This window comes from Streptomyces sp. NBC_00038 (assembly GCF_026343635.1).
Taxonomy (GTDB): domain Bacteria; phylum Actinomycetota; class Actinomycetes; order Streptomycetales; family Streptomycetaceae; genus Streptomyces.
The window spans coordinates 8,364,560-8,384,856 of record NZ_JAPELQ010000001.1 but is presented as its reverse complement, the minus strand read 5'-3'; the positions used below and the strand labels follow the sequence as shown (position 1 = coordinate 8,384,856).

General features: G+C 70.1%; 17 protein-coding genes. 8 read left to right on the top strand and 9 right to left on the bottom strand.

The window, feature by feature from the left end; translation table 11 throughout:
- Positions 1-27: 27 nt before the first annotated feature.
- The 4 genes from OG219_RS37730 to OG219_RS37715 all read left to right on the top strand — a co-directional run bounded on the left by OG219_RS37730 (position 28) and on the right by OG219_RS37715 (position 4,162).
- Positions 28-1,083: a hemin ABC transporter substrate-binding protein gene (locus OG219_RS37730; RefSeq protein ID WP_266834290.1), complete on the top strand. Its 1,056-nt coding sequence runs from the start codon at positions 28-30 to the stop codon at positions 1,081-1,083.
- A 155-nt stretch (positions 1,084-1,238) separates the two neighbouring features.
- Positions 1,239-1,913 carry a heme oxygenase (biliverdin-producing) gene (locus tag OG219_RS37725; RefSeq protein ID WP_266834288.1) on the top strand — a complete coding sequence of 225 codons (675 nt, stop codon included), beginning with the start codon at positions 1,239-1,241 and terminating at the stop codon, positions 1,911-1,913.
- Between the two features lie 423 nt (positions 1,914-2,336).
- Complete coding sequence (locus OG219_RS37720; RefSeq protein WP_266836363.1) at positions 2,337-3,332, top strand: iron ABC transporter permease; 996 nt, start codon at positions 2,337-2,339, stop codon at positions 3,330-3,332.
- Positions 3,329-4,162: a heme ABC transporter ATP-binding protein gene (locus OG219_RS37715; RefSeq protein ID WP_266834286.1), complete on the top strand. Its 834-nt coding sequence runs from the start codon at positions 3,329-3,331 to the stop codon at positions 4,160-4,162. The genes OG219_RS37720 and OG219_RS37715 overlap by 4 nt, the downstream gene beginning before the upstream one ends.
- A 51-nt stretch (positions 4,163-4,213) precedes the next feature.
- On the opposite strand, the gene OG219_RS37710 is transcribed toward OG219_RS37715, so the two are convergent.
- Positions 4,214-4,753: a hypothetical protein gene (locus tag OG219_RS37710; RefSeq protein ID WP_266834284.1), complete on the bottom strand. Its 540-nt coding sequence runs from the start codon at positions 4,751-4,753 to the stop codon at positions 4,214-4,216.
- Positions 4,754-5,062: 309 nt separating this feature from the next.
- Here OG219_RS37710 and OG219_RS37705 point away from each other — a divergent pair, with 309 nt between their 5' ends.
- The 3 genes from OG219_RS37705 to OG219_RS37695 are packed head-to-tail and all read left to right on the top strand — an operon-like array spanning position 5,063 to position 10,896.
- Positions 5,063-6,550 carry a family 43 glycosylhydrolase gene (locus OG219_RS37705; protein ID WP_266834282.1) on the top strand — a complete coding sequence of 496 codons (1,488 nt, stop codon included), beginning with the start codon at positions 5,063-5,065 and terminating at the stop codon, positions 6,548-6,550.
- Positions 6,551-6,608: 58 nt separating this feature from the next.
- On the top strand, positions 6,609-8,054 hold the full coding sequence (locus tag OG219_RS37700) for a family 43 glycosylhydrolase (RefSeq protein WP_266834280.1): 1,446 nt from the start codon (positions 6,609-6,611) through the stop codon (positions 8,052-8,054).
- 37 nt (positions 8,055-8,091) lie between these two features.
- Positions 8,092-10,896 carry a beta-L-arabinofuranosidase domain-containing protein gene (locus tag OG219_RS37695; RefSeq protein ID WP_266834278.1) on the top strand — a complete coding sequence of 935 codons (2,805 nt, stop codon included), beginning with the start codon at positions 8,092-8,094 and terminating at the stop codon, positions 10,894-10,896.
- A gap of 16 nt (positions 10,897-10,912) precedes the next feature.
- On the opposite strand, the gene OG219_RS37690 is transcribed toward OG219_RS37695, so the two are convergent.
- The 4 genes from OG219_RS37690 to OG219_RS37675 form a co-directional block, all read right to left on the bottom strand.
- The gene (locus OG219_RS37690) at positions 10,913-11,539 is read right to left on the bottom strand and encodes a GNAT family N-acetyltransferase (protein WP_266834276.1); all 627 of its coding nucleotides are present in this window, start codon (positions 11,537-11,539) and stop codon (positions 10,913-10,915) included.
- A gap of 209 nt (positions 11,540-11,748) precedes the next feature.
- The gene (locus tag OG219_RS37685) at positions 11,749-12,531 is read right to left on the bottom strand and encodes a hypothetical protein (protein ID WP_266834274.1); all 783 of its coding nucleotides are present in this window, start codon (positions 12,529-12,531) and stop codon (positions 11,749-11,751) included.
- Positions 12,524-16,981, bottom strand: a complete 4,458-nt coding sequence (locus OG219_RS37680) for a CHAT domain-containing protein (RefSeq protein WP_266834272.1) — start codon at positions 16,979-16,981, stop codon at positions 12,524-12,526. The genes OG219_RS37685 and OG219_RS37680 overlap by 8 nt, the downstream gene beginning before the upstream one ends.
- A 50-nt stretch (positions 16,982-17,031) precedes the next feature.
- Positions 17,032-18,051, bottom strand: coding sequence for a DUF2278 family protein (locus OG219_RS37675; RefSeq protein WP_266834270.1), 1,020 nt, complete (start codon positions 18,049-18,051; stop codon positions 17,032-17,034).
- Between the two features lie 125 nt (positions 18,052-18,176).
- Here OG219_RS37675 and OG219_RS37670 point away from each other — a divergent pair, with 125 nt between their 5' ends.
- Entirely contained in the window at positions 18,177-18,617 is a 441-nt protein-coding gene (locus tag OG219_RS37670; protein ID WP_266834268.1) for an SRPBCC family protein, read from the top strand.
- Positions 18,618-18,991: 374 nt separating this feature from the next.
- Here the strand turns inward: OG219_RS37670 and OG219_RS37665 are convergent, their stop codons facing one another.
- The 4 genes from OG219_RS37665 to OG219_RS37650 form a co-directional block, all read right to left on the bottom strand.
- Entirely contained in the window at positions 18,992-19,378 is a 387-nt protein-coding gene (locus tag OG219_RS37665; RefSeq protein ID WP_266834266.1) for a hypothetical protein, read from the bottom strand.
- A 135-nt stretch (positions 19,379-19,513) separates the two neighbouring features.
- Positions 19,514-19,726, bottom strand: a complete 213-nt coding sequence (locus tag OG219_RS37660) for a hypothetical protein (protein ID WP_266834264.1) — start codon at positions 19,724-19,726, stop codon at positions 19,514-19,516.
- Positions 19,723-19,944, bottom strand: a complete 222-nt coding sequence (locus OG219_RS37655; RefSeq protein ID WP_266834262.1) for a hypothetical protein — start codon at positions 19,942-19,944, stop codon at positions 19,723-19,725. Before OG219_RS37655 ends, OG219_RS37660 begins: the two co-directional genes overlap by 4 nt.
- Positions 19,941-20,147 (bottom strand): hypothetical protein, encoded by a 207-nt coding sequence (locus tag OG219_RS37650; protein ID WP_266834260.1) that lies wholly within the window; start codon positions 20,145-20,147, stop codon positions 19,941-19,943. Before OG219_RS37650 ends, OG219_RS37655 begins: the two co-directional genes overlap by 4 nt.
- Positions 20,148-20,297: the final 150 nt, after the last annotated feature.

Here is a 20,297-nt window from a genome sequence, read left to right as displayed (position 1 = left end):
CAGACGGGCGACCCGAAAGGCCGAGCGATGCGCATGTCCGGAAGACCTCACCAGCCCCCGCGGCACCGGGGCCCAGCGGTGCTGGCCCTGACCCTGGCCCTCGCGCTGCTCACGGGCGCCTGCGCGGGCGACTCCGGCTCCTCCGGGACGGATCCGTCCCCGGCCTCCGCGAGCGAGCGCGCCACGGCGGCCGAGAAGCAGCTCGCGAAGAACACCGTCGTACCCCTCGAAGGCGAGGCGCCCGTACCGGAGTTGCCCGTCACCGTCGATTCCTCCGACGGGCGCGAGGTCACCGTCGAGGACGCCTCCCGCATCCTGCCGCTCAACGGCGGTGTGGCGGAGATCGTCTTCACCCTCGGGCTCGGCGACCGGGTCGTGGGGCGCGACATCACCGCCACATTCGAGGAGGCGAAGAAGCTCCCGCAGGTCACCAAGGCGCACGACGTCAGCGCGGAGAGCGTGCTCTCCCTGCACCCCACCGTGGTGCTCGCCGACACCGACACCGGCCCGCAAGAGGCGATCGACCAGATCCGCGACGCCGGCGTCCCCGTCGTCGTCCTCGACCCGGCCACCGAACTGGCCGACGTCGCGACCCGGACCACCCGCATCGCCGAGGCCCTCGGCGTCCCCGCGGCGGGCAAAGCCCTCAACGCCCGCATCGGCAAGGAACTCGCGGCGGCCAAGGCCGTCGTCCCCGAGGGCAGCCGGCCCAAGGTGGCCTTCCTGTACATGCGCGGCAGTGCGGCCGTCTACCTCATGGGCGGCAAGGGGTCGGGCGCGGACTCGCTGATCGAGGCGGCGGGCGCGGTGGACGCCGGTGTCGACGCAGGCCTGGACAAGCCCTTCACCCCCCTCACCGGCGAAGCCCTCGTCAAGGCCCAGCCCGACGTGATCCTGATGATGACCAAGGGCCTGGAATCGGTCGGAGGGATCGACGGACTTCTCGACGTCCCGGGCATCCGCGAGACCCCGGCCGGGCTGGACCGGCGGATCGTGACCCTGGAGGACGGGGTCCTGCTCAGCTACGGGCCGCGCACCCCGCTGGTCATCGACATCCTCGTCGACCGCCTCCACCGCACGTGACCGTGTTCCGCTCCGGAGTTCCCGACAGACTGTCGGGAACAGGTTGACTTAGGTAAGCCTAAGAAGGAGGATCTGAGCTGTCGGCGCGGCCCTTCGCGGCCGCCGCCCACTTCATTTCTTTCCCTTCATCCCTTTTCGTGTGCCTGGAGGCCCTCGTGAATGCCCGTGCCGTCACAGCCGACGCGTCACCGTTCTCGGTGCTGATCCGCACCGCGTCGCACGACCAGCACACGGAGGCCGAGAACTCCGGGTTCATGACCGACCTGCTCGGCGGCACGCTCGGCGTCGAGGCGTACGCGCGCTACACCGAGCAGCTGTGGTTCGTGTACCGGGCGCTGGAGGCCTCGGCCGAGGCGCTGGCGGGCGACGCGGTGGCCGGACCCTTCATCCGGCCCGAGCTGTTCCGGGTGGCGGAGATCGAGCGCGACCTCGCGCATCTGCGGGGTGCCGACTGGCGCGAGACGGTCAGCGCGCTGCCGTCGACGCAGACGTACGCGGCGCGGGTCGAGGAGTGCGCGCGGACGTGGACCGCCGGGTATGTCGCGCACCACTACACCCGGTACCTCGGCGATCTGTCGGGGGGCCAGATCATCCGCGGTACGGCGGAGAAGACCTGGGGCTTCGAACGCAAGGGCGACGGGGTGCGGTTCTACGTCTTCGAGGGTGTCGGCAACCCGGCGGAGTTCAAGCGGGACTACCGCGCGCTGCTTGACGCGATCGCGGTGGACGACCTGGAGAAGCAGCGCGTCATCGAGGAGTGCAACCGGGCCTTCGCCCTCAACGGGGCGGTCTTCCGGGAGCTGGGCGAGGAGTTCCGGCCCGTCGCCTGAGCGCGGGCACGGGGCCGCCTGACCGAGGGGCTTGACGTCGGCGGACCGGGGGGACGGGCGGGACGGGGTGAGTGGTCGACGGGTCGGTGAAACCGCCGGTCGGCCCCGGTCCCGGCCGGGACCGCCCGCCGCGTGGCCGTCGCCGTCGTCGGTGACGGCGTGCCGCTCGGCCACGGCCCGGACACCGACCAGGTGTTGACGTCCCCACCTCGACCAGCTCTACGACGCCCACGACACCCAGGAGGCGAAGTGACCGCCCTCGACAGCCCCGCGCAGTCCGGCGAAGCCGCCGGGCCCGGGCCCAAGACCGCCACCGGGCCGAGCGCTCCCGAGCCCAAGAGCGCGCCCGGCACCGAGCCCGCACCGGCACCCGCGCCCGCCGACCGGCGCGGACGCGGCGCCGCCTGGCTGCTGACGGTGGGCATGATCGCCGCGCTCGTCACCCTCGTGCTGGCGTCCGGCGCCCTCGGCGCCTACCCCATCCCGGTCGGCGACGTCCTCGGCTCGATCCAGCACAGGATCGGGCTCGGTGGAGCCTCCCTGGACCGGGTCGCCGAGTCGGTCCTGTGGAACGTCCGCTTCCCCCGCATCGTCCTCGCCCTGCTCGTCGGCGCCTCGCTCGGCTGCGCGGGCGCGCTCATGCAGGGGGTCTTCGGCAATCCGCTCGCCGAACCCGGCGTCATCGGCATCTCCTCCGGCGCGGCGGTCGGTGCCGTCTGCTGCATCTCGCTGGGCCTGAACTTCTTCGGCAACTGGACCGTCTCCGCCTGCGCGTTCGTCGCGGGGCTCGCCACGGTCCTGCTCGTGTACGGCATGTCCCGAGCCGGGGGCCGCAGCGAGGTCGTCACGCTGATCCTGACCGGCATCGCAGTGAACGCCTTCGCGGGCGCGATGATCGGCATGTTCATCTTCTTCGCGGACACCGCCGCCGTGAACCAGATCGCCTTCTGGCAGCTCGGCTCCCTCTCCCAGGCCACCTGGCCCAAGGTCCTCGCCGTCCTGCCGTGCGCCCTCCTGGGCCTGGCCGCCGCCCCGTTGTACGCCCGCCGTCTGGACCTGCTCTCGCTCGGTGAACGCCCGGCCCGCCATCTGGGCGTGGACGTCGAGCGGCTGCGCATCACCCTCATCCTGGTGATCGCGCTGCTGACGGCCGCCGCCGTCGCGGTCTCCGGGATCATCAGCTTCGTCGGCCTGGTCGTCCCGCACCTGCTGCGCATGGCCGCGGGCCCCGGACACCGCTTCCTCATCGCGGGCAGCGCGCTCGGCGGAGCGGTCGTCCTGCTCGCCGGTGACCTGGCCGCCCGCACCCTGGCCGCACCCGCCGAACTCCCGCTCGGCGTCCTCACCGCGTTCCTCGGCAGCCCCGTCTTCTTCTGGCTGCTGCGCCGCACCCGCCGTACGCAAGGAGGCTGGGCATGAGATCCCTCTTCGCCGCCACCCGCCACCGTTCGCTTCCCGAGCCGTACGAGCCCGGCAGCACCGTCGCCGAGGCGCGCGGCCTCCATGTGCGACTCGGTTCCCGTGATGTCCTCACCGGCATCGACCTCACCGTCCGGACGGGCGAGGTGCTGGCCCTCGTCGGCCCCAACGGCGCCGGCAAGTCCACGCTCCTCGCCGCCCTCGCCGCCGACCTGGCACCGGATGCGGGCGAGGTACTGATCTGCGGCCGTGACGCCCGTACCTGGCCGCCCGCCGAACTGGCCCTGCGCCGTGCGGTATTGCCCCAGTCGGCCGCCCTCGCCTTTCCGTTCCCGGTCGAGGAGGTCGTACGGATGGGCCGGGCCCCGTGGGCCGGCACGCCGCGCGAGGAGGACGACGACGCCGCCGTCGCCCGTGCCCTGGCGGCCACCGAGACGACCGGCTTCGCCGCCCGTTCCTTCTCCGCGCTCTCCGGTGGCGAGCGGGCCCGGGTCGCCCTGGCCCGCGTACTCGCCCAGCGGACCCCGCTGCTCCTGCTCGACGAGCCCACGGCCGCACTCGACCTGCGCCACCAGGAACTCGTCCTGCGCGTCTGCCGTGAGCGGGCCGCCGCCGGCGACGCCGTCGTGGTCGTCCTGCACGATCTGGGCCTGGCCGCCGCGTACGCCGACCGCGTCGCCGTCCTCCACGACGGCCGCACCGCCGCCGACGGACCGCCCGCCGACGTCTTCGAGGCCGGCCTCCTCACCCGCGTCTACCGCCAGCCCGTCGAGGTCCTGCCCCACCCGCGCACCGGCGCACCGCTCGTGCTGCCCGACCGTTCCGTGTGAGCCCGAGACAGGCCGGACCCCGATGGAGCGGGGCCCGGCCTGAGTCATCGGTTACTGGAAGTCGATCGGGACGTGGACGTCGTAGTTGCGGTCGTTGGTGTCCGTGTGGTCGGCGCGGGTGACGATGGCGCAGTCGACGTCCTGGCCGCAGACGCTGCCGTTGTCGAGGGTGGCCTTGACGAAGATCGTGGCGGTGAAGGTGCCGCCGGTGCCGAAGGTGGAGCTGCTGGGGAGCGAGCCGCCGCCGGCGTTGGAGACCCAGTAGGAGGCGCCGGTCGTGCCGGTCTCGTCCTGACCGCCCAGGCACGGGGTGGGCTTGGCCTCACCGGGGTCGCCCGTGACCACGCACAGGCCGACGTAGATGCCCTGGCTCGTGTTGTACCCGGAGCCCGTGACGGTGATGACCTGGCCCGCCGCGGCGGCCGCGTCCGGCGCGGTCAGCGACAGGTTGTAGGTGGTGCCCCCGTCGGTGATCGTGCGGGTCGAGGTGGCTGCCGAGGCCGAGGTGGCCAGGCCGAGGATCAGCGCGGCGGAGGCGACGACGGCGAGACCCGCGCGGGCGGCGGTACGGGCGGACGGAACAACTCTCATGGGGAAGAGCACCTTTCACGGCATCAGGAAAAGCCGGACGGGCCGGTCGGCCGACTCACCGCCCCGTCCGAACTTAGGTAAGGCATACCTAACAACACCCACACCTGGACTGTCAACGATCGGCAAAGTCACCTCAACTCGCCCGGTAGACAAAGGGAGTTACGACAAACACCCACAAGCACCTTGAGTCGAACCGGAGTCGAAACATGTCAGAAGCGTTGACGTGCCCCTGCCCGAAACTTATCTTCTGGTCGGACACCCGCACAGCGTTCGTAATCCCGAACAACTGGCCGTCAAAGGGGACTTGCCGTGTTCCGCATCCGTCACTGGTTCGCCCTGGGCGCCGTACTCCTGGCCCTGCTCGTGTCACCGGTCACCGCCCAGCCCGCCGCCGCGGCCGCCGGCCAGCCGTACACCAACCCGGTCAAGGCGCAGAAGGGCGCCGACCCCTGGCTGGAGTACTACAACGGCAACTACTACCTAGTGACGACCTCGTTCACCAACGAGCTGACCATGCGCAAGTCCCCGACGCTCGCCGGTCTTGCCACCGCGCCCAGCGTCCAGGTGTGGTCGGACACCACCGCAGGCCGCAACGCGAACTTCTGGGCACCGGAGATCCACTTCCTCAACGGCAAGTGGTACCTGTACTACTCGGCCGCGCCGAGCGGAGTCGCCTGCTGCGACTCCCAGCGCACGCACGTCCTGGAGAGCGCGGGCACCGACCCGATGGGCCCGTACACGTACAAGAACACCCTCACCGGGTCCAATCTGAACCCCGGGGGCTGGCTGATCGACGCCAGCGTCCTCGAACACGGGGGCAACCTCTACCTGGTGGGCAGCGGTTCGGCCAACGGCAGCGCGCAGAGCCTGGTCATCGCCCCGATGAGCAACCCGTACACGCTGAGCAGTTCCACGTTCACGGTCATCTCCAGTCCCACGCTGAGCTGGGAGACGTCCGGCGCGCCGGTCAACGAGGGCCCCGAGCCGCTGTATCACGGCGGCAGGACCTTCCTGACCTTCTCCGCGAGCTACTGCCAGACCGCCGACTACAAGCTGGGCCAGCTGGAACTGACGGGCAGTAACCCGCTGTCCCCCGCCTCCTGGACGAAGAAGCAGACGCCGGTCTTCCAGCGCAATGACGCGGCCGGGGTCTACGGTCCTGGCCACAACGGGTTCTTCACCTCACCGGACGGCACCGAGAACTGGCTCGTCTACCACGCCAACAGCTCGGCGAGCGGCGGCTGCGGCAACGCGCGCACCACCCGGGCGCAGAAGTTCACCTGGAACGTGGACGGCACCCCGAACTTCGGGACCCCGGTGGCCACGGGCACCACCCTCCCCGGTCCCGCCGGGGAGACGGCGACCACACCGACCGCGTACACCCTGGTGAACCGCAACAGCGGCAAGTGCCTGGACGTCGCGGGCGGCAGCACGGCGGACGGCACCAACATCTTCCAGTGGACGTGCACCGGCGGCGCCAACCAGAAGTGGCGGATCGAGGACCTCGGCAACGACACCAGCCGGCTGGTCAACGTGGCCACCGGCAAGGTCGCGGACACCGCCGACTGCTCCACGGCCGACGGCGCCGACATCCGGCAGTGGTCCTGGCTCAACAACAACTGCCAGAAATTCAGGCTCGTCTACACCGGCGGCGACTACGTCCGGATCGTCAACGCCAACAGCGGCAAGGTCGCCGACGTCGCCGACTGCTCCACGGCCGACGGCGCCGACGTACGCCAGTGGACCTGGCTCAACAACAACTGCCAGCAGTGGCGCCTCCAGCCCACCACGGCCTGACCGCCACGGACACCGACACCGACCCGCGACCGCCACCGACCCAGGAGTGAGTACGCCCATGAGCCGTCCCAGCCGCCGAGTGGTGCTGACGGGCCTCGCCGCCCTGGCCCTCACCGCCACCGTCACGCCCGCCCACGCCGCCGCCCCGGCCTCCCCCGCCGTGACCTTCACCAACCCGGTCGCCGAACAGCGCGCCGACCCGCACATCTTCAAACACACCGACGGCTACTACTACTTCACGGCGACCGTCCCCGCGTACGACAGGATCGTGCTGCGCCGCTCCACCACGCTCCAGGGTCTGTCCACCGCCGCCGAGACGACCATCTGGACCAAGCACAGCAGTGGCGAGATGGGCGCCCACATCTGGGCACCGGAGATCCACTTCATCGACGGCAAGTGGTACGTCTACTTCGCGGCCGGCGCCACCAACGACATCTGGAAGATCAGGCCGTACGTCCTCGAATCCAGCTCCGCCAATCCGCTGACCGGCACCTGGACCGAGAAGGGCCGTATCGCGCTGCCGTTGGACACCTTCTCGCTCGACGCCACGACCTTCGTCGTGAACGGGACCCGCTATCTGAGCTGGGCGCAGAACGACCCGGCGGTCGGCGACGGCACCAACATCTACCTCGCCAGAATGTCCAACCCCTGGACGATCAGCGGCGGTCCGGCTCTGATCTCCCGGCCCACCAACGCCTGGGAGACGATCGGCCACACCGTCAACGAAGGGCCCGCGGTCATCCAGCGGAACGGCAAGGTCTTCATGACCTTCTCGGCCAGCGCCACCGACAGCAACTACTGCCTCGGCCTGCTGACCGCCTCCGCGACGGCCGACCTGATGAACGCGGCCTCCTGGACCAAGACGCCGACCCCGGTCTTCACCAGCAACGCGGCCACCGGCCAGTACGGGCCCGGCCACAACACCTTCACCACGTCGGAGGACGGCAAGAGCGACGTCCTCGTCTACCACGACCGCAACTACAAGGACATCACCGGCGACCCGCTCAACGACCCCAACCGGCGCACCCGTTACCAGAAGCTGTACTGGAACGCCGACGGCACACCGAACTTCGGCATCCCGGTCGCCGACGGCCTCACCCCGGTCCGCTTCTCGTCCTACAACTACCCGGGCCGCTTCATCCGCCACTGGGAGTTCCGCGCCAGGCTCGAAGCGAACGTCACCAATCTCGCCGACTCGCAGTTCCGGGTGGTGACCGGTCTCGCGGGTAGCGGCACGGTCTCGCTCGAATCGGCGAACTTCCCCGGCTACTACCTCCGTCACAAGAACTACGAGCTGTGGGTGGAGAAGAACGACGGCACCGCCGGCTTCCTGGCCGACGCCTCCTTCCAGCGGCGCGCGGGGCTCGCCGACACCACGACAGGGGTCTCGTTCGAGTCGTACAACTTCCCCGGCCGCTATGTCCGGCACTACGCCAACCTCATCCAGCTCCAGCCGGTGAGCACCGCCCTGGACCGGCAGGACGCGACCTTCTACGCCGAGTAGCCCTGTTCGCACCTCACCCCGCAGAGACGAGGAACGCATGGCCCCCCACCTCTCCAGACGGTTCCTGCTCCAGAGCGCGGCACTGGCCGCGGCGGCACCGGCCTTCGCCTACGCCGCGTCCGGCCGGGCCGCGGCCGCCACTCTGCCCGCGCCTGCCGCCTGGACACTCCGGCCCTTCGAGCTCAAGGACGTGAAGCTCGGTCAGGGCGTCTTCGCCGCCAAGCGGCAGTTGATGCTCGACCACGGCCGCGGGTACGACGTGGACCGGCTGCTCCAGGTCTTCCGCGCCAACGCGGGGCTCTCCACCCGGGGCGCGGTGGCCCCCGGCGGATGGGAGGGTCTGGACGGTGAGGCCAACGGCAACCTCCGGGGCCACTACACCGGCCACTTCCTGACGATGCTCGCCCAGGCGTACGGCAGCACGGGCGAGCAGGTGTACGCCGACAAGGTCCGAGCCATGGTCGCGGCGCTGACCGAGGTACGGGCGGCCCTGCGGAGTGCCCCGGCCGTGCTCGGTGTGTCCGGAAGGTTCGGCACGGGCGCGGAGAACGTCCGAGGGTCCTACCAGTACGTCGACCTGCCCGCCGCGGTTCTCGGCGGGGCCTCGGCGATCACCCTGTCGGCCTGGGTGAAGCCCACCCACGACGCCAACTGGACGCGGGTCTTCGACTTCGGCAACGACACCACGCGCTATATGTACTTGGCCCCCCGCAACGCGACAGGCGTGCCGCGCTTCGCGATCACCACCGGCGGCCCGGGCGGCGAGCAGGGCCTCAACGGCACCGCCGCCCTGCCGCTGAACCAGTGGAGCCATCTGGCGGTGACGATCACGGGCTCCACCGGCACGCTCTACGTCAACGGCACTGCCGTGGCCCAGAACACGTCAATGACCCTCACCCCGGCGGCACTTGGCACCCTGGCGAACAACTGGCTCGGCCGCTCGAACTACCCCGCCGACCCGGTGTTCGCGGGCGCGTTCGACGAGTTCAACGTCTGGTCACGGGCGCTGACCACCGCCGAGATCACCGCACTGCAGACGTCCTCGGCCGCCTCCTCCGCCGCGGGCCGGGGCAACCTTGCCTCGTACGCCTTCGACGAGACGACCGGCGGCAGCTTCGCCGACGCCTCCGGCCGCGGCCTGACCGCCACCCTGCGCCGCACCTGGGGCGGGCCGAGCCACCCCGGGTTCCTCGCGGCCTACCCGGAGACGCAGTTCATCGCGCTGGAGTCGATGACCAGCGGCGACTACACGAAGGTGTGGGCGCCCTACTACACCGCGCACAAGATCCTGCGCGGCCTGCTGGACGCCTACCTCCACGTCGACGACGCCCGCGCCCTCGACCTCGCCTCCGGCCTGTGCGACTGGATGTACTCGCGGCTCTCCAAGCTGCCCGACGCCACCCTGCAACGCATGTGGGGCATCTTCTCCAGCGGCGAGTTCGGCGGCATCGTCGAGGCGATCTGCGATCTGCACGCCCTCACCGGCAAGGCCGAACACCTCGCGCTGGCCCGCCTGTTCGACCTCGACAAGCTCATCGACGCCTGCGCCGCGAACACCGACACCCTCGACGGCCTGCACGCCAACCAGCACATCCCGATCTTCACCGGACTGCTGCGGCTGTACGACGCGACGGGCGAGCAGCGCTACCTGACGGCCGCGAAGAACTTCTGGGGCATGGTCGTACCGGTGCGGATGTACGGCATCGGCGGCACCAGCACGGCCGAGTTCTGGAAGGCCCGTGGGGTCGTCGCGGGGACGATAAGCGACACCAACGCCGAGAGCTGCTGCGCGTACAACCTGCTCAAGCTCAGCCGGATGCTGTTCTTCCACGAGCAGGACCCGAAGTACATGGACTACTACGAACGGGCCCTCTACAACCAGGTGTTGGGCTCCAAGCAGGACAAGGCCGACGCGGAGAAGCCGCTCGTCACGTACTTCATCGGTCTGACGCCCGGTCATGTCCGGGACTACACCCCGAAGCAGGGCACGACCTGCTGCGAGGGCACCGGCATGGAGAGCGCCACCAAGTACCAGGACTCGGTGTACTTCAAGGCGGCGGACGGGAGCGCGCTGTACGTCAACCTGTACAGCCCGACCACCCTCGACTGGTCGGAGAAGGGCGTCACCGTCACGCAGACCACCGACTACCCCCGCGAGCAGGGCTCCACGATCACCGTCGGGGGCGGCAGCGCGGCCTTCGCCCTGCGTCTGCGGGTGCCGTCGTGGGCGACCGCCGGCTTCCGCGTGACGGTCAACGGCGGTGCGGTGAGCGGGACTCCGGTCGCCGGGAGCTACTTCACCGTCTCCCGGACCTGGCGCGGCGGTGACGTCGTACGCGTCGCCGTCCCGTTCCGGCTTCGGGTGGAGAAGGCCCTGGACGACCCGACGCTCCAGACGCTGTTCTACGGCCCGGTCAACCTGGTGGCACGCAACTCCAGTGCGAATTACCTGCCGTTCGGGCTCTACCGCAATGCCGCCCTCTCCGGCGACCTGCTGCCCACCCTCACCCCGGTGACCGGCAAGCCTCTCCACCACACCCTCGACGGCACCGAGTTCGCCCCGTTCTCCGAGGGGACCGAGGACCCGACGCACGCCTACTTCCGGCGGTCCGAGCCGCGACTCGTCTTCGGCAACACCGACTCGGGCGTCGCCAACCCGGCCCGGGCGAACGGCACCACGCTCCTCGACGAGATCTGGGCCGGGGCTCCGTTCAGCGGCAAGAGCGCGCTGGTCGCGCGGGTGCAGAGCACGGTCAACGCTTGGGTGTCCGCGGGTCTTCTCAACGCCGCCGACGGGCAGCGGGTGGTGAGCACGGCGCAGAACGCCTCGTACGTGGCCTGAATCTGCGGTGTGAGTCTCAGGAGAAGTCGACGCGCATGACGACGCGCCGCGGGCTGGGCTTGCTCACCTGCGCGAACCCGGCGTCGGCGAACACATCACGGCTGCCGACGTGGAGTTCGCCCCAGGTGATCTCCTTGCCGGGCTCGGTGATCATCGTGTAGGCCTCAAGTGCGCGAGCTCCACGGTCGCGGGCGAAGGCGACGGTGGCCCGGGCCAGCCCGTAGGTGATGCCGCGCTTGCGGTACCCCTTGCGGACGACGAGGCAGGTGACGGCCCAGACACTGTCGTCCGTCCGGTCCTCGTCGCGTCCGGTCCACGGGGTCCTGGTACGCAGCAGTCGCGGGTAGGCGGTGCGCGGCTCGACCGCGCACCAGCCGACCGGTTCGTCACCGAGGTAGGCGACGAGACCGCTGGTCGAGCGGGCCTTCGGGTCGTCACAGGAGGTCTGCTCACGCAGCCGGTCGGCGCGTTCGCCGTCGGAGACCGCGGCCCACTGGGATACGCCGATCTTGTAGCGCTGGCAGTGGCATTTGCCGGCCTCGGTCGTACCGAAGATCGCCCGCAGGTCGTCCCAGGACGCCTCGTTGGCCGGGACGATGGTGAGCTGGTCGGGCGCGATGGGCTGGGGCTCGTGGGATGTCAACGCGGGCTCCTTGCGGCCGAGGTGGTGGGTACCTTAACGCGGGCTCGGTGGCTCGCCGAAGTCGGCGCAGGCTCAGCCGGTACGGGAGCGGCGCCCCGAGCACTGCGTCCCGACAGACCGCTCCGGTTCCTGCCCGGCTGGGGCCGGACGGGCTGGTGACGGCGTCAGTCAGTGCGTCGCTGCCGACGCACAGCACTGGAACCATCCGGTCAGAGCGGCGGAGGAAAAGCCTGAGTGTGGCGAAGTGTTCCGGATTCCTTCGGTACGAAGACAGCAGTGAGCCAGCGGTCCACCGTGGACCGGATCTCGATCCGTGCGACGACCGAGTACGCGATCTCGCCACGGAAGCGATGGTCGGCGACGACGAAGGCTTCGAGTCCGGTGGCGTTCAGCGGGATCTCCCGTGCGTTGGTGAGGCGGAAGCGCCAGCCGGCTTCGGCGGTGCCCGCGCCGAAGCCCGAGAGGTGGACCAGGGTGCGGCTCGTTTCCGTGCGGCGCGCCCGGCCGATGTTGGCCTCTCCCCCGACCACGGTCACCACGGGCCCCGACGCCGACACCTGCAACCCCAAGGACCGCTCCTGGACGTCGAGTTGTTGCTCATGGAGTTCGTCCGGACGGAGCCGACGCACCAGCGGGAGATCGTCGTCCAGTGCGTCGCCGCCGGTGAAGTGGAGGGACAGCTGAGCGGAGACGAAGCGGCAGCCTTCGTCGGGGAGCAGCGTCAGGTCGAGCCCAAGCGCCCACAATCGCTCGGCGTCCTTCATCGCGCTCCGCAAATCCTCCCGCAACTCCTGGGGAACGAACGACAGTTCGGCGGCGGCCGACCCGGTCGCCGTGCGCCAGGACGGCCGTCCGAGGGCAATGCGATTGGTCTTGTGCCGTGCGGTCCGCCAGATCTCCTCCGCACGCCAGGAGCGCTTCTCCCCGGAGTCCAACGGCTCCAGCTCGAACGTGGTGAAGGGCACGTCCTCACCGTGCTCCGGCTCACTCATCCCCTGATCCCTCCACTGCGGCGCTCCATTCGATGCGTGGCCAGCCGATCAGCTTGAAAGCGGCCCAGTCGTACGGCGGTCGGTTCCGGCTCGCGTTGCGCTGGGCCGCCGCCAAGGCCGCAGCGACATCGACCAGTCCCGTCGCGTCCCGTTGCCGGGTCATGTCCCGGTAGAAGTCGAGCATCAGGGACTGGGTGGCCTCGTCGTGGACGGGCCACAGCGTGACGAGCACGGCGCGGGCGCCCGCCGCGAGGATGCCCCGCGCCAGACCCAGGAAGTCCGAAGGGACAGCCCGGCCCTGGCCCGTCTCGCACGCGCTGAGCACGACCAGGTCGGCGTGCAGTTGCCAGTCGGCGAGATCGCGCAGCGAGAGGATCTCCTCGCGGAGAGGGGTCTCGGTCACGCGGAGCAGCAGGCCCGAGTCGAGGAAATCGTGGGCATCGAAGTAGCCGTGGCACGAGAAGTGCACCAAGGAGGCACCTTGCACCCTTCGGTGCACATCGCCCTTGCTCAGGTTCCGGCCAGACAGGCAGGGACCGCCGAAGGCCAGTGAGATCGCTCTCGCCTCATCCGGAAAGGACACACCGACGGTGACCAGGTGGGCGAGGGGGTCGGCGGTAGGCCGCGGCGCACGGAGCGCCAGGTCGAGCGCCGCGAAGCTCGGTGCGTACAGGACGGGCGAGCGCTCGATGAGCGAGGACCCGTCCGTGAGTCGCACAGCGTGCAGGGGCAGTTGTTGCAGCTCTCCTTCCGGGACGAGTACGACGAGTTCTCCCCCGCGGATTGTCTCGAGCACGGGCGCGAGCAGGCGCTGCAGGCCCCTGGGCCAGGTCTGGGGGCCGCTGCCGGCGTAGTCGAGCATCTCCACCCGGAAGGCGTCCAGCAGCGCCGCCGTCTCGTCCTCCGACAGGTCGGCGTGATGGAACTCGGGGCTAGAGGCATCAGGTCGCAGCACACCGAGCACCGGCCCCCCGGCCAACATGTCCAGGGTCACCGCGACAGCCGGGACGTCCAGAGCGCGCAGGAGTGCGCGGGCCATGTCCGTGGGCGAGGCCGTGATCGACGGCTTCACCTCTGCGGCAGGGGCCTGATCCGTGGGCAGGTGCCGCTCGGCCAAGAGATCGGCGAGCGCCAGGGCACGTGCCTGGTCAAGGGTGTCGAAGGCCCGGACGGGGTCGCCGCACCGCAGGAACTCCTCGGAACAGCCCTTGATCAGGGGAACCGCCTCGTCGGCGAGCGTGATGCGGTCACGGTCCTGGCGCAGGGCACGACGTCGTGCGGCCCACCCTGCGGTGAGCGTGCGAAGCAGCCGGTCGATGTCGGCGGTGTCGGCCCGGGCGAGGGCCAGCCACAGGGACTCGGACTGTGCCTCGATCGCAAGCCTGTTCTGACCGGTGGCGACCGCGATGCGGCAGGCCTGATCGGCGTCGGCCCGGGCTGTCTCGGGGCGCACCTCGTGCAACAGCCGGGCCCGGTTGAGCAGAGCCATCGCCTCGTTGAAGGGGTCGTGGCCCGCGCGATGCACGTCGACGGCCCGTTCCAGTTCGCGTTCGGCACCGTCGATGTCGCCGCGGGCGAGGAGCTGTTCGGCGTGGTCCACACAGCTCCATGCGCGGAGCGTGGGATCGGTGGACCGCGCCGCACCCGCGCGCAGCCGCTCGGACAGCCCCTCGGGCAACTGGTCTGCAGAGACGTACTCGGTCGCCAGCAGCATGAGCGTGCGCAGGACGAAGTCCTCGTTGCCCTGCGCGATCAGCTCGTCGAGGTTCTGCACGGCCAGTTCCACGGCCTGTTCACGTCGCCCGAGCAGGAAGAGGGTCGCCGCGAGGTTCGTACGGTTGGCCGCCACTTCCTGCTCCCTGCCGAATCGCAGCAGCATCGCGATGGACTTCTCGTACGACTCCACCGCGGCGTCGAGTTGGTCGTCGTACCGCAGCGCGATGGCCAGATAGCCGTGCAGCGCGGCCGCCCTGCGACCGTCCCGCAGCACCTCGGTCAGCCCTAGGGCCGCGCGGTACTGGTCGATGGCCTCGCCGTAGCGGCCGGTGCGGCGGTACGCCATCCCCAGCGCGGACCGGGCATCGAGTTCGGACTCGGGATCGCGCCACGGCTGAGCGGCGGCCAGGGCGAGAGCATCGAGCAACGGCTGCTCGGCAGAGTCCGGAAGGCCGAGGTCGAGCAGCGTGTCGCCGGTGATCAGGGCCGCTCTGCGCCGGTCCGGGACGAAGTCCACCGCGGCCAGCTCCTGCGTCATCAGCTCCAGGGTCGCGAGGAGGTCGGCACGGTCGGCACGCACCGCGCGGGCCTGCTCGGCGAGCCCCTCGAAACGGGTTCGCACGCTCGACTCGTGCGGCTCCGCCGGCCCGGCGGTGTCCTGCCCAAGCAGCCTCAGCGCAAGCCCGTGGTGATAGATCGCGGCATCGGGCTCACGCTCCAGCAGGGCGCTGCCCAACGTCTCGTGGACCTGGGCCTCGATCCACGGATCGCCCAGCCGGTAGGCGGCGGACAGTGCCCGCGTCAGAGCATCGAGGGCCTGATCGGTGCGGCCTTCCTGCCCGTGGAGGTGGGCCAGATTGAGGTAGGCGGCGGCGCGTTCACCCGCTTGGGACTCCGGGACCAGTGGCAGGTTCGACTCCAGGGCGTCGCGGGCCGGGCCGAGTCGGCCGAGTGCGACCAGCATCGCTCCCTGCTCCAACCCGATCTCGCCCGCGACCCTGCGCCGACCGGCGTCCAGGGCTGCCGCGCCGGCCCGGTCGAGCAAGGACAACGCCTCCTCCGTACGGCCTTGTTCGTGCAGGTCGAGCGCCTGGTCCCGGAGGGCCTCGACGGAGATGTCCGCTGACGGGCCGGGGGCGACTGCCGCCGTTGTCTCTCGCTCGGTGCCGGTGAGCGCAGCCGTCCAGTCGAGGAGCCTGTCGATGTCGTCGCTGTACCCGCCCGGATCTTCCTCGGCGGGAGCGGCACGGACCAGTTCGGCGGCGCGATGCGCCTCGGCGTCGGCCGCTGCTCCCTGGCCGCTCTTCCCGAGCGCCACGGCCAGGTTGTACCGGCTGCGGATGCGGTGGTCCCACCTCTCACTCCGGTCGGCAACCTCGGCGTACTGCCGCATCGTTTCGATCGCGCGTGCGTGGTGGCCACGGCCGCCCTGCACCTGGCCCAGAAGGCAGAGGGCGTCCAGCAGCACCGCGCCGTGCGTCCCTCCTTGCTCCTCTGCCTCGTCCACGGCCTCACGCAATGCGTGCTCCGCCGCTGCCGGGTCGCCCGCCAGTTGACAGGTCCTGCCGACGAGCACCCGCGCCTCCAGGCCCTGCGCCACGCTGCCGCGGGCGGCGAGTGCCGCAGCGGCCACACGGGCGAGCGGCAGTGCGGTGGCCGTGTCGATATGGGCGAAGCGCCGCACCAATGCCAGGAGGAGGTCCGGCGCGGCCAGGGGGGCGTCGTCACGGGCGGCGGCTGCCCGGGCCTCCTCATCGGTCCGGTCGCCGGCGTGCAGCAGTTCGGCGATCTCCAGGAGCCGTTGCCAGGGACCGGAGATCACAGCCGTGAACAGGTCCCGTCCAGAGCCGTCGTCCAGTTCGTCCCCGGCCGCGCGCAGGGCGGTCGACAGCCGGAACGAGCCGCTCAGCTGAGTGGCGTTGATGAGGTCGACGACGGTCGACAGCAGACGCTCACGCTCCTCTGCGTCCCATGCGTCGGCGCTGCGGGCGAACGCGTCGGGGTCCGGGGAGTGGGCCAGCCGCAGCAGCCTCCTGACGTCTTCCTGCCGGTCTCCGAAACCGGAGAGGTCGAGATCGTCGAACCGGGTCGCCTCCCGGGCCCGGTCGACCGAGTGGTCCTCGAGATCCTCCTTGCGCATGATCTCCAGGTAACCCGGATCGAGTTCCACGGTCGGATCGATCCGCTTCGCCAGGTGGTAGTGAAGCCGCGCGTCCTCGTCGGAGCCGCGGCGCCGCAGCACTCGGGCCAAGGGAGCGTGGACGTCGGCCCAGAACGGGCTGTGGTCGTACATCGCGACGGCCAAATGCCGCGTGATGTACGCCGGATCGTGTTCCAGCACGGCACGCAGCTCGTTCTCGGCCGTCTCCAGCTCCCCCAGCCCTTCGTGGCACAGAGCGATGTGGACCTGGGTACCCACGTCGTCCGCGTGTTCGGCGCCGCTGAAGAGGTCGAGCGCCTCGGCGTAACGCTCCATCCCCAGCAGTGCGTTGCCTGCCAGCAGGCGGGATCCTCGGTGCCCGGTGTCGGCGGCGAGAGCTCGTCGGGCCCACACCAGGCTCTCCTGGAAGTCCCGCCGGTGGGAGGCGACACAGCCCACGCTGTAGAGAGCCTCCGCGGAGTCCGGGGTCAGGTCGACGGCCTCGCGATAGCAGACCTCGGCTGCGTCCAACTCCCCTTGCCCGAGCAGGGCGTCGCCCTTCTCGATCGCCTGCTTCGTACGCTTCCTGCGCACTCTCTGTGATGGACCGTCAGCAGCCATCGCGACCTCCCCTGAAAAGATCGTCAGAACACGATGGTCCAGCCCTCCCGCCCCGACTGCTCGGCCGTGTACGAAACGCCGTGCACCTTCAGGCCGTCGGCGCCCAGCAGGGTGATCCGGCCGCCGCGGTTGCCGAGTTGGACCTCGCCCGTGACGGGGACCAACAGGCTTGTTCCGGCGGCGAGTTGACCGGCAGGGACCGGACAGCGGTGGTCCAGGCGGTCGGTGAGGTGCCAGCCGGTGAGGTCCACGGGGTCGGGTGAGGCGTTGATGAGTGTCACGGTCTCCGGCTCGGGGGCCGGGCCCCGGGGGTTCACCAGCGCCGCCACGATGCGTACCGGCTGGCCGCCGGGCTCGGGGCGGGGGCCGCCGTCCTCCGGGGCCGGGACCAGGGCGTGGCCTGTGATGTCGTCCGTGTGCCAGGACTGGCTCTGGAAGGCGAGGAAGACGGCGACCCAGCGCGACTGGCCGGGGAAGTGGATCAGCAGCCCGCCGTCCTGCCAGACCCCGTCGTCGCCCTTGAAGCGGGGGCTGTTGCCCTGGTTCATATGGATGTCGTGCACGCCGTTTCCGGGCAGGAACCCGAAGACCTTGTCCCGGACGGCGGGTTCGGGGCCCCAGCGTTCGCCGAAGACGTACATCCGGGCGGCCGGGTCGGCCACCGCGCGCTGGACGTAGTGGTCGAGCAGGTCGGCCAGGTCGTTGTCGGGGCCCTCCACGTCCGGCGGCAGGGACCTCAACTGCGCCGGGTCGAAGAGGTTCCCGCGTACGAAGTCGAGGTTGGCGCCGCCGGGTCCGTGCGGCAGCGTGTTCCAGCCGGACCCCAGGCCCTCCAGCTGCGCCGTGACCGGGTGCTGGAAGTCGTCGCTCACCAGATAGAGCAGCTCGGACGGCCGCTCCTGCGACTTCACGTTGACCGACGCCCGGTAGTGAACTCCCTGATCGTCCGTCAGGTGGATCTGATAGTGCGGGCTGTCGGACGAACCCTCGCGGCGGGTGTCGACCGCCCGTGTGATGAGTACGCCGTAGGTCTTCAGCGGCATGGCGACCAACTCCCCCTGAGGGCGGGCACTTTGCTCGCCCTATGAGGAAATGGTAGGGGGATCGCGCCCGATTTCAGGTGGTTGGGTGAGAATTCATGTCTCGTTCGACTGCCTACGATCAGGCCGTGGCCCTATTCCTGCTGGAGCGCGTGTCTCCACATCCCGTCGACCGGAGCTGGCACCGGCTCACCGAGTGGCAGCGGCACGCCGATGTGGTCCCCCTGACCCGCGTCAGAGTGGTCACGCCGCCGCCGACCCATCAGGGCACCGTGTTCGTGGCGCGGTCGGGTGTGGGCCTCTTCGCGTTCGACGACCCGATGGAGGTGGTCGTGTGGCAGCCGCCGGGACACGACGGGCCGGGCATGTGCCGGCTGGAGAAGCGCGGCTCGTTCGTGACGGGGTGGGCCGAGATCGAGGTGCATCCGGCGGACGGCGGGGGTTCGCGGGTGGTCTGGCGGGAGGAGATCAGGGTGCGGTTGCTGCCCGGGTTCCTCGACCGGCCTCTGAGGTGGGCGGCGCGGCGCATGTTCGGTCGGGCCGTCGAGAGGCTGCTGCGGCTGCCCTGACTACGGCGGGCAGCAGGACGCACACCGTGGCCAATCGGCATGCGTGGCTGACAGTTCAAGCCGCGAGAAGGAGGCAAGTGACGGCCGTCGACCCAGCACGCTGGCAGGAACACTTCGCAGCAGGGCGCGGATTCCGCAGCGTCGACGCGCACGAGACGCGGCTGCTCGCCGAGCACACGCGGCCGCGCTCGGGCACCGCACGCCGGCTGTCGACTGGGCCGACGCCTCGGTCGTCGCGACACGCGACCGGTACATGGAATCCGATGGGGCGGACGCCCCCTCAAAACCGCGGCCCGACGCAACCCGGCGAACCTATTCGGTCACCACACGAGACGTGAAGAAGGCCGCGCCCCCTTTCGTCGGCAAGGTGCCGGTCATGAACCGCTGACGAAGCGCTCGATGGCCCGTCCGGTCATGCCGACGGCGACGGCGTCTTGCCGTGCCTCCATGGGAAGGTGGGCACGGTCTTCTTCCTTGCGCAGGATCACCGGTCGGTCCGTCGGGGTCACACTCGCTCCGAGACGGTCCACCAGCTCGGCCAGGATGTCGAAGAACAGGCCGGGCGGGAAACGACTGACGGCCAGGCAGACCTCATTGATGTCCACCTCTACCTCGTGACCATCGGCGGCCCGGATCAGCACGCCGCCCTGGAAATCCTCGTCGGCGGCGACGTACGGCTCCAGGATCTTCCGCACCAGATCCATGCCCAAGGGCTCCGGCTCCCCATTCCTGTACCGGAGCACGAACAGGCTGCGACTCATTGCCCCTCCCCCACACGCCCGGGCAGCCGCCTGTATCCAGGCACTATCAACCCGCCCCACACTATGTTGAGCACATTCGAATCGCGTAGGTGACCCGCAGCCTGAGCAAGTCGGCGAGCCTTTGCGGTCACAGCACTACTCGTCGGACTGCTCCCGTCCCCGGACCACGCGCCACAGGCGCCGCGCCTCGGGGCACACGCCGTCCACGCAGTCCGGGCACGCCGACGCGTGCTCGAAGTACTTCTGGTACGCCGTCTGATGCCGGACGAACTCCTTGTGGCTGAGAACGGATTGCAGGTGGCCTGGGCCACTGCCACCGTCGCGCCACTGCCACTCAACGCCGCTCACGGCATCTCTCCCCGGCTCCGGGCGTTGGCCAGGGCAACGCCCGCCGACAGCCTCTCCGCCGCCGTCGCGGGTCGTAGGAGGCCGTGCGCGTCCCACTCCCGCCCGCCGCCGGGCGGCTTGAGCTGCCAGTACGGGCCAACGTGGTCCACGACCCGGCAGACCTTGCGCGTCATCTCGTCCCACACGAGATCACCGATCTCAGGTGAGTATCCATTCATGCGCACCCCCGCTGGATCACGTCGGCCAGCCGCAGCACGACATCCGCGCGCACCCGGCCGAGGGTGATCAAGTTCAGTGAGGGCGACGCCGCATCCGCCCCCAGCGACGGCAGTACGATCCCCGCCGCCGTCAGTGCTTCCCGCAGAGTTTCGACCGCCGCTGTGACATCCGTGGTGTTCTGCTCTTGCTGCGCTGTTGCCATGAATTCAGCCTCGGGGAGCCCCAGTTGAGAGGTCTAGCTCCTATACTCAATCATTCGCAAGATGAGGTCAGCTATAGCCGCTTATATCTACAAGGGCACGGCGTACCTGTACCGCCCGGCCCCGAGCACGGTGATCATAAATGGATCAGT

Bases quoted from the DNA above. Each gene is read 5' to 3' on its own strand.
- OG219_RS37695 (WP_266834278.1), top strand. From the start codon at position 8,092: ATGGCCCCCCACCTCTCCAGACGGTTCCTGCTCCAGAGCGCGGCACTG.
- OG219_RS37715 (WP_266834286.1), top strand. From the start codon at position 3,329: ATGAGATCCCTCTTCGCCGCCACCCGCCACCGTTCGCTTCCCGAGCCG.
- OG219_RS37665 (WP_266834266.1), bottom strand. From the start codon at position 19,378: ATGAGTCGCAGCCTGTTCGTGCTCCGGTACAGGAATGGGGAGCCGGAG.
- OG219_RS37650 (WP_266834260.1), bottom strand. From the start codon at position 20,147: ATGGCAACAGCGCAGCAAGAGCAGAACACCACGGATGTCACAGCGGCG.
- OG219_RS37730 (WP_266834290.1), top strand. From the start codon at position 28: ATGCGCATGTCCGGAAGACCTCACCAGCCCCCGCGGCACCGGGGCCCA.
- OG219_RS37700 (WP_266834280.1), top strand. From the start codon at position 6,609: ATGAGCCGTCCCAGCCGCCGAGTGGTGCTGACGGGCCTCGCCGCCCTG.
- OG219_RS37685 (WP_266834274.1), bottom strand. From the start codon at position 12,531: ATGAGTGAGCCGGAGCACGGTGAGGACGTGCCCTTCACCACGTTCGAG.
- OG219_RS37720 (WP_266836363.1), top strand. From the start codon at position 2,337: ATGATCGCCGCGCTCGTCACCCTCGTGCTGGCGTCCGGCGCCCTCGGC.
- OG219_RS37655 (WP_266834262.1), bottom strand. From the start codon at position 19,944: ATGAATGGATACTCACCTGAGATCGGTGATCTCGTGTGGGACGAGATG.
- OG219_RS37675 (WP_266834270.1), bottom strand. From the start codon at position 18,051: ATGCCGCTGAAGACCTACGGCGTACTCATCACACGGGCGGTCGACACC.
- OG219_RS37710 (WP_266834284.1), bottom strand. From the start codon at position 4,753: ATGAGAGTTGTTCCGTCCGCCCGTACCGCCGCCCGCGCGGGTCTCGCC.